General features: G+C 71.2%; 10 protein-coding genes and 3 pseudogenes. 6 read left to right on the top strand and 7 right to left on the bottom strand.

Annotated features, from left to right (window positions below; genetic code table 11):
* Both ACZ3YO_RS38655 and ACZ3YO_RS38650 read right to left on the bottom strand, forming a co-directional pair.
* Positions 1-375, bottom strand: a 375-nt coding sequence (locus ACZ3YO_RS38655; protein WP_465578817.1) for a hypothetical protein, incomplete at its 3' end; no start/stop codon positions are given.
* Between the two features lie 163 nt (positions 376-538).
* Positions 539-1,198: pseudogene (locus tag ACZ3YO_RS38650) on the bottom strand (IS5 family transposase); the annotation flags it as partial.
* A gap of 266 nt (positions 1,199-1,464) precedes the next feature.
* On the opposite strand from ACZ3YO_RS38650, the gene ACZ3YO_RS38645 reads away from it, so the two are divergent.
* Complete coding sequence (locus ACZ3YO_RS38645; RefSeq protein WP_465578815.1) at positions 1,465-2,358, top strand: methyltransferase domain-containing protein; 894 nt, start codon at positions 1,465-1,467, stop codon at positions 2,356-2,358.
* Between the two features lie 309 nt (positions 2,359-2,667).
* A pseudogene (locus ACZ3YO_RS38640) lies at positions 2,668-2,824 on the top strand (alpha/beta fold hydrolase); the annotation flags it as partial.
* Positions 2,825-2,936: 112 nt separating this feature from the next.
* On the opposite strand, the gene ACZ3YO_RS38635 reads toward ACZ3YO_RS38640, so the two are convergent.
* Together ACZ3YO_RS38635 and ACZ3YO_RS38630 are read right to left on the bottom strand one after the other, a co-directional pair.
* A complete protein-coding gene (locus tag ACZ3YO_RS38635) occupies positions 2,937-3,542 on the bottom strand; it encodes an SGNH/GDSL hydrolase family protein (RefSeq protein WP_465578813.1) in 606 nt (201 codons plus the stop codon).
* A 358-nt stretch (positions 3,543-3,900) separates the two neighbouring features.
* Entirely contained in the window at positions 3,901-4,353 is a 453-nt protein-coding gene (locus ACZ3YO_RS38630; RefSeq protein WP_465578811.1) for an InvB/SpaK family type III secretion system chaperone, read from the bottom strand.
* Positions 4,354-4,895: 542 nt separating this feature from the next.
* Here ACZ3YO_RS38630 and ACZ3YO_RS38625 point away from each other — a divergent pair.
* On the top strand, positions 4,896-5,648 hold the full coding sequence (locus ACZ3YO_RS38625; protein ID WP_465578809.1) for a L,D-transpeptidase family protein: 753 nt from the start codon (positions 4,896-4,898) through the stop codon (positions 5,646-5,648).
* A 137-nt stretch (positions 5,649-5,785) separates the two neighbouring features.
* Positions 5,786-6,370, top strand: a complete 585-nt coding sequence (locus tag ACZ3YO_RS38620) for a DUF1775 domain-containing protein (protein WP_465578807.1) — start codon at positions 5,786-5,788, stop codon at positions 6,368-6,370.
* 72 nt (positions 6,371-6,442) lie between these two features.
* Here the strand turns inward: ACZ3YO_RS38620 and ACZ3YO_RS38615 are convergent, their stop codons facing one another.
* A complete protein-coding gene (locus tag ACZ3YO_RS38615; protein WP_465578805.1) occupies positions 6,443-7,192 on the bottom strand; it encodes a hypothetical protein in 750 nt (249 codons plus the stop codon).
* 787 nt (positions 7,193-7,979) lie between these two features.
* Between ACZ3YO_RS38615 and ACZ3YO_RS38610 the strand changes: the two genes are divergently transcribed.
* Both ACZ3YO_RS38610 and ACZ3YO_RS38605 read left to right on the top strand, forming a co-directional pair.
* Entirely contained in the window at positions 7,980-8,228 is a 249-nt protein-coding gene (locus ACZ3YO_RS38610; RefSeq protein ID WP_465578803.1) for a hypothetical protein, read from the top strand.
* Positions 8,229-8,437: 209 nt separating this feature from the next.
* A pseudogene (locus ACZ3YO_RS38605) lies at positions 8,438-8,926 on the top strand (DUF4158 domain-containing protein); the annotation flags it as partial.
* Positions 8,927-10,386: 1,460 nt separating this feature from the next.
* Here the strand turns inward: ACZ3YO_RS38605 and ACZ3YO_RS38600 are convergent.
* Together ACZ3YO_RS38600 and ACZ3YO_RS38595 are read right to left on the bottom strand one after the other, a co-directional pair.
* Positions 10,387-11,940, bottom strand: coding sequence for an FAD-dependent monooxygenase (locus ACZ3YO_RS38600; RefSeq protein ID WP_465578801.1), 1,554 nt, complete (start codon positions 11,938-11,940; stop codon positions 10,387-10,389).
* Positions 11,933-12,550, bottom strand: coding sequence for a PadR family transcriptional regulator (locus ACZ3YO_RS38595; RefSeq protein WP_465578799.1), 618 nt, complete (start codon positions 12,548-12,550; stop codon positions 11,933-11,935). Before ACZ3YO_RS38595 ends, ACZ3YO_RS38600 begins: the two co-directional genes overlap by 8 nt.
* Positions 12,551-12,820 lie beyond the last annotated feature (270 nt).

Here is a 12,820-nt window from a genome sequence, read left to right as displayed (position 1 = left end):
CGGCACATCCAACTTCGACCCGCCCTTATCGATGGATGCCTGGCCGGCACCGGCCTGCCACTCACCCCACCGACTCCACCCTGAAAGCCTCAGTAACGGCGCACCCCGCCCGCCGGAGCGGTGGTGCTGTCGGTCGATGACAAGATCGCGATCGCCGCCCGCTCGCGCAAGCACCCCACCAGCGCGGTCGGCCCCGGCACCCCCGTCCGCCAGGAGTTCGAACACCACCGGCACGGCACCGCCTCGATCGTGGCCGCTCTCGACGTGACCACCGGCGAGGTACTCACCGAACCCATCGCCCGCAATGACGCGGCCACCTTCACCGCTTTCCTCGACCGTCTCGACACGGTGATCGACCCGGGCAGGCAGATCCACGAGGTGCTGGACAACGGCTCATCCCCACACCGCCAAGCACACCAAGGCATGGCTCGCCGCCCACCCGCGCTGGCACGTGCACTGGACCCCGCCACACGCCTCCTGGCTCAACCAGATCGAGCTGTTCTTCTCCGCCCTGGCCCGCCGGGTCCTCCGACACGGGGACGTGGAAGCCGCGGACGTCGGATTTTCTCGCGACGACTTCGACGTCGATTCCGAGGTCGGCGCCGTGCTCAATCATGGCGTTCTTGAAGCTGGTGTCGACCCAGCTCTTGGAGATGCTCGGGTAGGTCTTCTTGGCCTGGTTGAGGAGATGGATGCCCAGGGCGTTCCCTGACAGGCTCGCGGCGGTGACGGTTACGGCGAGGAGCAGGCCGATGGTGTCGGTGATGATGCCGCGCTTGCGGCCGACGATCTCCTTCGCGGCGTCCGTTCCCTGACTGGTCAAGGGCACGTTGGTGGAGGTCTTCACGCTCTGGGTGTCGATCACCGAGGCGGTCGGCTCGGGCTTGCGCCCTTCCTTCACGCGGGCCAGGCCGGTCAGGTCATAGTTGAGTTCCGCGAACACTCCCTCGTCGCGCCAGGCCGCATGGTAGGCATAGACGGTGCCATGGTTCGGGAAGTCGTGGGGAAGGTACTTCCACGGGATTCCGGTGCGGTTGATGCAGAGGATCGCATTGAACACGTCGCGAAGTTCGACCTGTGCCGGCTTGCCGGTGGGCCGGCGGTCGAGCCGGGCTCTCCTCCAGGCCGTCAGTTTCGGCTCGATCAAGGCCCATCGGGCGTCGGACAGGTCGCTGGGGTACGGCTTCCGCTGGCTCACGGCACAGCGTCGGCATGAACGCGGCGGAGGATCCGGTTCCGCTGTGATTCGGGTGGTTCTATGACTTCTTCAAACCAGACGGACTTCAGAGCTCAGAAGCGGATGATATGGACCTGGGATCGCCCGACCCCTCCGATGACATACTTCGCCTATCGGCCAGATCAGGACAGCCTCGACGGTCGGCATGCGCCCGCCCACGGGCCGTGTGAGACATCCCTCTCCCGTCGTCGTGGCGCTGGTGGCCCGGGAAGGTGGACCATGTAGTCATGACTTCCTCGCCCCGTCCGCGGCACGTCGGTGGCCGACCGGATTCGATAGGCGGGACTACCGCGCTCGGTGGAGAGTCGGCTCCCGCCCGCGGGTACCTGCTGGACAACGCGCGCGCCGAGGCGGGTGAGCGATTCGTTTGGCTGGCCGAGCTGTTCGACGGTGTGACGCGCGGGCACTTCGATCGACTGGGAGTCAGGGCCGGCTCGCGCTGTTGGGAAGTGGGGGCCGGTGGCCCCGGTATCCCGGAGGCGCTCGCGGCGGCCGTCGGTCCGACCGGCCACGTGCTGGCCACGGACATCGACCCGTCGTGGCTGAAGGCAGGCGACGGGTACGAGGTGCGCCGGCACGACGTCGCCGCTGATCCGCCCCCGGAACCGGGGACGTTCGATCTGGTGCACGCCCGGCTCGTGCTGGTCCATGTACCCGACCGGGCTCGCGCGTTGGCCACGATGGCGTCAGCGCTACGGCCCGGCGGCTGGCTGCTGGTCGAAGACGCCGACACCGCTCTGCAGCCACTCGCATGCCTGGACGACAGCGGCCCCGCGCAGCGGCGGGCCAACCGGCTGCGCGACGGGGTCCGGGAGCTGCTGGCGCGCCGCGGCGCGGACCTGCGCTACGGCCGGACACTGCCGCGGGCGTTGCGTGAGGCCGGCTTGGTGGATGTCGCCGCGGCGGGCTCATTCCCGGTCGGCGGGCTGGCCTGCGACCGGCTGGAGGCGGCGACCATCCGGCACGTGCGCGGCGAGCTGCTCGCGGCCGGCCTGGCCGACGACGCCGAGATCGACGCGCACCTGGCCGCCATCCACGCGGGCGAACTCGACCTGACGCTCGCGCCGCTGGTCTCGGCCTGGGGACGCCGCCCAGCCGAGGACCCTCCGGCACTCGGCTAGGAGCGGATCCAGGCGCTGTCCACTGAACCTTGATCATTGCCATCGAACCGTGATGATCATTAGGTTTATGTCATCAAGGTTGAGTGGCACGGGGTGCCTGTGCGTCGGGGGTGGCGGTAGGGGGAGCTCGGGGGCGTGTACGCGGGATCCGGCTCTCAGGGTGTTTGACCTTGGGTTCTTCGACGGCAGCGCCCGGATGCGACGCCCGCTCCGGCCCTGCCGGGACGTCCGGTTCGAGCATGACTGCAGGCCGGGACCGGCGACGCACGTGCCGCCGACGCCACGGGACGTCAGAAGGGGAGTAGACAGATGCAACCGACATTCGTGCTGGTTCATGGAGCCTTCTCCAACTCCTTCGCCTTCGCCCCACTCCAGGCCGAACTCGGCCTCCTGGGACACCGTTCGGTCGCCGTCGACCTGCCCGGGCATGGTTTCGGGGCGACCTGCACGCGCGCCTATCAGCCGCGGGGCAGCTCTATCCTCTGTCCGGGTGACGGCGTGGTGACCCGGTGCCCCTGGCCGGCCGCTACCGCCTCCAGGAGGCCATCCGCCACTCGCCCGTACTGTCACGCGCTGGGTCAGAGACCGGTCAGCTCGCCCAGTCCCATGGTGCGCAGGGTGTGGTTGGCCATCTGGAGATGGCCGGCCGCGTTGGGATGCGCCGGGTCGTCGAGCCAAGCGATCGGGTCGCCGTCGGGAAACCGGGCCAGCCAGTGTGCCTCGTGGTCCACCAGGAGCAAGTCCATCTCGTCGGCGATCTCCCGGACGGCCTGGCAGTAGGCGGGCAGTTCGGGGCGGGCGACCCGACCCGTCGGACTCGTCGGAACGGGCGTGTGGAGGACGATCTGGGCACCTTCGGAACGGGTGATCAGTTCCCGCATGTCGGTGTGAAATGTGTCAAGACCGGCGAGACCGGCGCGCGCGTCGTTGGTGCCCAGCGAGATCGACAGCACGTCCGGGTTGAACCGACCGATCAGGTGGTCGTACGACCCGAGGACGTCGCCGGCCCGCCAGGCGGAGACCCCGGTGTTGACGACGACGTCTGTGAGCCGGCCCAGCTGCCAGCCGATCCGCTCATTGACGTGCTCGACCCAGCCCCGTGCCCCGTGGGTGTGCAGGACGGCCTGGGTGATGCTGTCTCCCGCCGCCACCCAGGTCATTGGCGTCGCCGACAGTTCGATCATGTGAACTTCCCCCAACTCGTCCGGGTCCCCAGGGCACGGTCCGGCGTGCGCATCGACACTATTCGATCATGAGTCGGTGGGTCGACCCTGCTGGAGCTCCACCCGCCAGGGTTTTCGGTGTCTCCTGGCGGGGGACGGCCCGGGTTGGCCGTGAGCGACCGCCTGACTGTTCATCCAGGGGGCGGGGTGTTCAAGACTTGACCGCACGGTCCGACGGGGCTGCAACCTCTCCTGGTTCGTCGACTGCCGGCCCGCCGGCTCGGGCTGCCCGGTCAGTGAGGCTCACTGCCACTGGCTTGAGCAGCACAGGTGCGCGGTGGTCACTGCCTCGGCGACAACACGGTGTTCTTGATGTCCTTCATGTGCTTGAAGGACGTCGTCCGCGACACCGCGCCGCTGTCCCGTCTGTCAGGACGTCGTGGACGGACACCATGTGGTTGAAGAAGTTCTCCAACGCCGAGCTGAAGTTCTGCTTCGACTCGAAGGCCACCGGCTGCAGCGCCGCGCAGAGCTCGAGGTTCACGTCGGTCTTGAGAAGGGCCGGCTGGCCGACGCCGAACTCTGTGTAGTCGGCGCCGAGCTGGTACTCGATCAACGCCGCACCTTTCCGGGTCACGAGCGATTCCGAGTACTCGGTGAGGGTGGCCCAGAGCATCACGGTCTCCGTCTCGTCCACCGTGATGTTGATGCCGGGGCGATTCTCCATGTCGATAGTGACCGTGGAGTCGTTGTCCAGATCACTGCTGATGAGATCTTCGCGACCGAAGTCCTTCAGGCATCCCTTCAGAAGTTCAACGATGTCGTAGTTCATTTTCCTCAGTTCCTTTGCTCTGCGACGGCGGACGGGTCCGAGGGCCGACAGTCGACGCCGCGGGGACGTGGCCACCACGCTGGCTCGGCGATCTTGCCAGCGTCTGACGTACCGTCACAAGTGGGCGACTGAGAGGTTCCGACGCCGCCCCGAGCCGGAGGCCCCACGGACCGCCGGGCGTTTCCCCGGGCCGCGCTGCGCCCCTCGCCCGGTGCTGAGCCGCCTGCTGGGGCTGCCGGCCGGGCGGGTGTCCGGCGGCGGGGTCTGGTCCGGGCGGAGCACGTGGTGCACTCGGGTGGCCGTGTGGGTGGTGGCGCCTGGTGGACACGGTGTGGGCCGGTGGCGACGCTGGGGGAGAGGCGGGCCACGCGAACCCCCGAGCGCGACCGGCCCCCGTCGCCCGATCCCGCCCCAACCGCTCGCCGCTCTCCGCGGCCGGCCGGGGCGCCGCCTGACGGTATGCGGTGCGGGCCTCGGCCTTCGACCCGCCGCACGCCGTTCCGCCACGTCGTCCGTGTCGTCCACGCCAGAAGGGACCCTCGATGGCCGTCTCCCGAAAACTCCCCGTCTCCCGAAGACTCCCCGTCACCCGACGTGGCCCGGTCGGCCGTTACGCGGCGATGGCCGTCGCGCTCGGCGTCGCCGTCACGGCGGCCGGTGCGGGCCCCGCCCACGGTGCGGGCGCTGCCGACGGCCCGTTCCCCGTACCGGCGGCGGCCGGCCGGGCCGGCCAGGTGATCGCGGTCAAGGCCGACGGCACCCGCGCCACCGTGACCCTGTGGGGCCGAAGGGACGGCGTATGGCATTCCCTCGCCTCCACCGCCGACGCGCGGATCGGGTCCGGCGGACTCCACGACGGCCTCACCCGCGTCCAGGGCACCGGGACCACGCCCACCGGCACCTACACCATCACCCAGGCCTTCGGAATCGCCCCCGACCCGGGCACGAGGATGCCCTACCACCGCGTCACCGCGCACGACTGGTGGGTCCAAGACCCCTCCTCCGCTCACTACAACCGCATGCGGACCGACACCCAGGGCGGCTTCCACCTCACCGAGCAGGGCCCCCTCGGCAGCGAGCACCTCGTCGACCACCCCGTCCAGTACGACAACGTCCTGGTCATCGACTTCAACACCGCCCCGGTCGTGAAGGGCCGCGGTGCCGGGATCTTCCTCCACGACCTCGGCGCCCAGGCCGGCGCCACCGCCGGCTGCGTCGCAGTTCCCGCCGCCTTCATGACCCGGACGATGCGCTGGATCGACCCCGCCGACCACCCCGTCATTGTGATCGATTAAGCGTTGTCCCGTAGCTCGTCTCCGGCCGTAGGGCTCGTAGCCACATCCCGGCCACAGGACGTCCTCCTTGCTCGGGGTTGCCACCCAGATTCTGCTCGTACAGCGGGGCCATACCGTACGGGTCCTGGAACCAGTGGATGTCCGCGGCGCCGCCGAGCGGCACACCCTCAAGAAAGCCGCCTTCGGTCACAGGACTGGGAGCCGGCCGCTGGTGCGGGCACGGGTCGTGCGGCCCGCGGCTGCGGCCCGCGCACGTCGGCGGCACCGCGCTCGCCCCGGGCAAGGACGCCGTCTACAAGATCACCATCAAGCAGCTGCCCAACGCCAAGGAGCTGGTCTTCAAGACCCTGGAGACCTACAGCGAGGGCCGCATCGACCGCTGGGTCGAGCTGCCCAAGGACGGTGCCGAGCCCGAGCACCCAGCGCCCACCCTCAAGCTTGCCGCCGCCGCGCCCGGAGCGACCCCGATCGGTACTCCGTCCGCCGCGCCCACCAGCGCCACGCCGTCCGCGTCCGCCACCGCCTCGGCGCCGGCCATCCCGTCGGAGCCGGCCACCGCATCGGGCGCCCCAAGCGTGACGGCCTCGCCCAGCGCGGCGGCGACGGCCTCGGGCGGCGACTCCTCGGCGGCCGTCCCGATCGCCATCGGTGCTGACGTGGTGGTCGTGCTCGCCGCGGGTCGCGCCTGGTGGTGGCGCCGCAAGCGCACCGGCGCCCGCTGACGGTCCGCAGCCGCAGTACCCGGTCCTCGTGGTGCGAGGGCCGGGCACCGCGTTGTCAGTGGCAGGTCTCCGTCAGTCGACGTCGAGGGTGACTTCGGCGGTGTGCAGTTGCCCTGCGGTCTGGAACTGGAGGAAGACCCGCCAGCCGCCCGGCTCGGCGAGCAGGGCCTGGAAGGTCAGGGTGGGCCCGCCGTGGTCACCGTTCACGGGGTTCGCCGGGTGGAGGTGGGCCAGTGCCTGGTCGCCTTCGTGGAAGGCGCTGAGGTGGGCGTAGCTGTCCAGGTAGGGCTGGAGGTCGGTGACCGGTCGGCCGTCCTGACTGATCGTGGCAACCAATTGGTGTGCACCGGCCATCGGCCGGGCGCGCAGGGTGACGGTGTAGCCGTCGACGGTGGTGCTGTCACTCGGCGCGGGCAGGGGCACCGGGGCCGCCTTGCCGGGCACTGTCACGGTGCGGCTGAGGACGAGCTCCGTGGCGCGGGCGCCGGTGTTCGGGATGAAGTCGGTGTACACCCGCCAGGTGCCGGGGGTCAGGGCGGCGAGATCGGCGGTCCAGGTGCCGTCGGCGGCCATGTCCGGGTGCAGGTGCTGGAAGCCGGTGAGATCGGTGCGGATCGCGTAGAAGTGGAGCTTCCTGGTCTGGTGGACGGCGAAGTCAGTGACGGGGGAGCCGTCGGGGCCCGTGACGGTGAACCGGAAGGCCGTCGGTCGCCCGGCCGGCACGCCGCAGGTCGCGGCGTTCAGCCGGTAGCCGTCCTGCTCGGCGGCGAGGCCACGGGCGAGCCCCTGGGAGGTGCCCGCCCGGTGGGTCATCCCGGGCATCCCCGGCATGCTCGCCCTCGCGGCTCGCGGGGAACCGGAGGGGGTCGACGGGACGGTCACAGCCATCCCGAGGACGAGCAGAGTGGGCAGGAAGGACGCGAGCAGCCAACCTCGGGAGAACGAACGCGGGGGAGAAGCGGTCATCGGCAGGTCTTTCCCGTAGCGGGCGAGGGGATTCGGCCTCGCTACAACAGGAGACCGGTGACCGGAGACGCGATAACCGAAAGTCACGACGGGACCGCAACGCCCTTCGTGGCACCGACCGATGGGGGCAGGTGCCACGGAGGGCGCAGGGTGCGGCAGGCGTGGACGGGTCTGACCTCGTCGAACCGAAGCAGATCCGACCAGAGGGCGGATCAACCCTGGGCGGTGGCGGCCGCGAGCGGCCCGGACGCCCTGCCAGTCGACGACGCCCCGCAGGCGGGTGACGTAGTCCGGGCGCGCGTTGCGTCGTCCCCGAGGCGGAAAGCGCCAGGCGCCGGCAGATGCCCCGGACAGGGGCCTTGCCGGGGCGGGCCGTGCGGTCGCGCGGTTGGGGCGGCGCTGCCACCACATCCGGTAGCCGAGGACGGTGACAAAGCTCGGCCCGACAGCGATGGCGGTGAGGGCAGTTAGGGTCGCGAGGGCGGCCGGGGCACCGCCGGACGGATGGGCGGGCACCGGCGCGGTTCCCCGCCCATCCGGTGGCGGGCTCAGGTCCCGGTCGGGGGCGAATTCGGCCGGCACGGCGGCGTCGTGGCCGTCGAGACGGTCCGCCAGCAGCAGGCCGGTGTGGTGACCGGTGAGAATGCCCTGCCTGCCGTGGGCGGTTCCGACGAACACGCGGGTCGTCGACGGGTACGCCCCGAGGACGAGCCGGCCCACGGTCACCGGCGGGAGCCTGCTGGAGGGGCTCGGTGAGGAGAGCAAGGTCCTGGGCCTGGTCTACCCGGCACCGGATGCCGTGGTCGAGCGCACGAGGGCCGCCGTGGCAGCCGGCGCCCAGCCCCGAGAAGGCGAACTCGACCTGGAGGCGTCACTGGACCGCATCGCCTGAGCCGTACGCAGCCACCGGGCGCTGATCGCGGCCATCCGCGGGTCCGGCGGCCGGGCCTCCGACCCGGCCGCCTAGGGCACCCTCGATGTCTCGGGGGCCCGGTAGTACTCACCGAAAAAGCAACGGAGTGGGCCCTGACCTGCCCCGTTGCCGTGGGGTCGGTTGCCTCGTTGGGCTGAACGAGTGGTTCGGCGAGGGAGGGGCAGCGGATGGCCACGAGGGCGTTCTCCGACGAGGAGCTGGAGGCTCTGCGGTCGTTCCCGCCGATCGGCAAGGACGAGCTGATCCGCTACTTCACCCTCACGCCAGCCGACGAAGCGTTCCTGCGGAAGTTCCTGCGTCCGCAGACGGTCCTGGGTGCCGCCGTACAGCTGTGCACGTTGCCGTGGCTGGGGTTCGTCCCGGACGAGGTGACGGCGGCTCCGCCGGCGGCGGTGGGCCGTGTGGCCCGGCAACTCGGGTTGCCGGCCGATGTGCTGCGCGGCTACGGGGTGGCGCGGGAGCAGACGCGTACGGACCATCTGCGGCAGGTCGCGCGGTATCTGGGCTGGCGGCCAGCGAAGGCGCTGGAGCACAAGGAGCTGGAGGAGTTCCTGCTCGCGCGGGCGATGGAGCACGACTCGCCGTCGCTGTTGTTCCGGCTGGGCTGCGAGTACCTGCGTTCGGCGCAGGTGATCCGGCCTGGTGTGGTCACGCTGCTGGAGAAGGTCGCCGGCGCCCGGCAGGCGGCCGAGGCGGAGACCCACGTGCGGGTGGCCCACCTGCTGAGCGACGAGACCTGCCGGGGGCTGGATTCGCTGCTGGTGGTCGAGCCGAAGCTGCGCTCGACCAGGTTGCACTGGATGGTGACCGGGCCGGTTCAGGCGTCACCGAACAGCGTGAAGGACGAGGTCGAGAAGCTGCTGTTCCTGCGAGGGCTCGGCGCCGACGCCCTCGATCTGTCCGCGCTGCCCGCCGAACGCCGCCGCTACCTGGCCCAGATCGGCCGCCGTCTGACGGCGCAGGCCCTGGTCCGCAGAGAGCCGAACCGGCGTCATCCGATCCTTCTGACGCTGCTGGCGCAGTCCGCGGTCGACGTCCTGGACTCCGTGGTGCAGCTGTTCGACCAGACGCTGTCCGGTTCGGAGTCGCGGGCGAGGATCAAGCTGCGCGACGAGCTCGCCGAGCGGGCCAAGCTGTCGGAGGACCGGCTCGCACTGCTGGAGGAGATCCTGCCGGTGCTCGCGGATGCGGGGATCCCGGACGAGGCGGTCGGGCCGCTGCTGCGCGGCAAGATCGGCATGTCTCGGCTGCGGACCGCGTACGCCGGGGCCACTGCGCGGCTGCCGCGCGATCACGGGCACTTGCGGCTGCTGGAGGGCTCCTACACCTACATCCGCCAGTTCGCGCCCAAGGTCCTCGAAGCGGTGCGGTTCGCCGGCGGTACCGAGGCGAAGCCGCTGATCGAGGCCGTCGGGATCCTGCGGGAGCTGAACGCGACCGGCGCCCGCAACGTCCCCGACACGGCGCCGACGCTGTTCGTGCCGGCCCGCTGGAAGGGCTACCTGGACGAGGCAGCAGGAAAGGGCGACGCGACCGCGTACCGGCACTACTGGGAGCTGTGCGTGCTGCTCGCGCTGCGCGACGGCCTGCGCTCGGGGGATGTGTACGTGCCGGGATCGCGCCGCTACGACAACCCGGCCGCCTACCTGTTCAAACCCGCCCAGTGGCAGCTGCACCGCGCCGAGTTCTGCCGCCTGGTCGGCAAGAGCCCGGACTCCTCCGAGGCCCTGGCGCTGGTGATGGACGAGCTGGATGCAGCTCTTGGCGACCTGGAAGGGGTTCTCAAGCGCGGCGACGGTCCGGTGCGCCTGAACGAGGCGGGTGAGCTGGTCATCTCCCCTCTGACAGCGGAGGACATTCCCAGCGAGGCCGAGGAGCTGCACGCCGAGCTGGAGCGGATGCTGCCCAACGTGCCAATCGCCTCGCTGCTGGCGGAGATGGACCGGCACACCGGCTTTTTGAACTGCTTCACCCACGTCGGCGGCAAGCAGACCCGCTCGCCGCAGCTGACTCGACGAGAAGGGCCACCGCCCGCTGCGGACGGTGGCCACCGACGAACCCGGAGCCGGGCTGTAGCAGCGACCGGCCCCGGGACGCGTACCGTGGGCTCGCCCGCTCAACGGTGGCCAGTCCTCGGGGTACCGTCAACGAGTGCCGCCGGGCGCCCGAACCAGTGCGGGAGGGTCTCCCGCAGCTCCTCCGCGGCTGCGTCTACAGGTGTTGACGGCGTGCCGATCCACGCTGCGTGCCCGTCCGGACGGACGAGGATCGCGTGGGCGTGCTCCAGGGTGTGCGGGTGGGTATGGGCGGTGGTGACCCGGTCCGCCCATGGACGAGCGGCGGCGGAGAGGGCGTGCGAGTCCGCCGCGCCGTTGAGCAGCAGTGCGCCGCCGGCCGACCGGGTCAGCAGCGCCGTAAGGCTGTCCTCGCCGTCCTGGCCTAGCGGGATGTCCGGCACCATCCGTCCCGCCCACGGGTGTCCGGGGTCTCCGGAGGCGGGGTAGCGGGTGCCGACAGCGGTGATCGCCTCGGCCAACGGCCCGGCCGTGTCCCCGGCCTCGGCCAGCTCGGCGAGCAGATCGCGGACGGGTGCCAGGCGGTCGTCGTCCCCGTTCGCCTGGGCGAGCACCGCCTGCGCGCGGGTGTTGCGGAGCAGACGCTTGCCAGCCGCGTGGCGCTCGTCGTGGTAGGTGTCGAGCAGCGTCTCCGGCGCCTGCCCGCGCGCCACCAGAGCGAGCTTCCAGCCCAGGTTGACGGCGTCGTCGATCGCCGCGTTGACGCCGATGGCGCCGGCCGGGGGGTGGATGTGCGCGGCGTCCCCGGCCAGCAGCACCCGGCCCGTCCGGAACTGTGCGGCGAGCCGCGCCGCGTCCCCGAACCGGGTCAGCCACAGCGCCTCGGCGATCTCGGCCCGATGTTCCAGCGCGGCATCGATCGCGCGCTGGAAGGAGCCGAGCGGCACCGGCTCGTGCGGGTCTGCGGGCGGCGCCGGGTCGGCGGTGATCAGACGGACGTAGCCGGGGCGCGGAATCGCGAACACCGAGCGGCCGCCGGGCCCGGTATTGGGGCCGAACGAGACGGCCGACGGGTCGGCGAGGACCACGTCCCCGAGCAGGGTGAACTTCCGTGCGGGCGTCCCGGGGAAGCCGATCCCGGCCGCCTTGCGCACCGTACTGCGGCCCCCGTCGCAACCGACCAGCCATCGGCAGCGCACGGTTGACGGGCCGTCCGTGCCGTCCACCTCGACCGTCACGCCGTCACTGTCCTGCCGCAGCCCGGTGAGGCACCGGCCGCGGACGAGGCGCGCGCCTAACCCCACGGCCCACTCGGCGAGCAGCTCCTCCACGCGGGTCTGGGGGATGCCGAGGGCGTAGGGGTGTTTCGCGCGCATGGCGGCGAGGTCGAGGCGGGACGCACCGACGAACATCGCCGTCGGCACGGTCGGTCCCTCGGCGAGGAAGCGGGTGGCCAGGCCCCGGCGGTCGAGCAGCTCAAGGCTCCGGGTGTTGAGGTTGAACCCGCGGCAGAAGCCCGGCGGTTCGGGCTCCCGCTCCAGGACCAGTGCCCGCACCCCCGCGCGCCCCAACTCCCCGCCGAGCGCCAGCCCGGCGGGCCCGGCACCGACGACCAGGACGTCGACGACATCGTCCTTCGATGCGGCGTCACTCATCGCCCGCCCCCTCCGGCCACATCAGCGTCCCGCGCTCGATCTCGTCAGCGGTGTGCTCCACCCAGGCCAGCTCGGCCTGCGCCATGGCGGCGGCGTACTCGGCCTCGATGACGAACAGGCGCGGCGCGTTGTGCTCCTCGCGGGCCGCGCGGTAGCCCTCGGCGCCCCCCGCGATCCGCTCCCGCAGCGCGGCGGCCCGCTCGCGCAACGCCCCCGCCGCGCGGACGCGGCCCAGCGCGCCGAGGTACCCGACCGCGGAGAGGAACCGCGGGTACTCGGGCGAGGGCTCTCGGATCAGCTCGTCGAGCCAGTCGGTGAAGCCGTCCCGCCCGGCGGGGGTGTGGCGGTAGATGGTGCGGGCCGGGCGGTTGCCGACCTGCTCGGTGCCGTCCGCCTCGATCCACCCGTCCCGCGTGAGCGCGCGGACGGTGTCGTAGAGCGATCCAGTCGTCAGCTTGAACGCGCGCTCCATGCCGCGCTCGCGGAGCGCGCCAGCCATGGCATGGGGGTGCATCGGCTGCTCCAGCAGCAACCCCAGTACGGCAAGGGCGAGAGCGTTGGCGGGGCGTTTCGGGGGCTTCTGGACGGCGGGGGATTCACGGGTGGGCATGGAGCTCCAGCGCGTTGACATAGCAGACCACTTGGTATCGATTACTTGGATCCGAGCATATGGTGCGGGGATACTGAGTGCAAGGGTGTGAGTCTCGGGAGCCAGGTGCGGCGACGGCGACTGGAACATTGGCTCGACGCGGAGTGCGCCGAGTTGACCACGTTCTCCACGGCGGATGTGCGCCCCGCTCGCCCGCCTGCAGGCCTCGTACGGCGCCCGGCAGGCCATGACACCCTCGGTCCCGCGTCCCTGCAGTGCGCACGCGGGTGT

This window comes from Kitasatospora sp. NPDC022785 (assembly GCF_055561295.1).
This window is presented reverse-complemented; position numbering and strand designations above follow the sequence as displayed.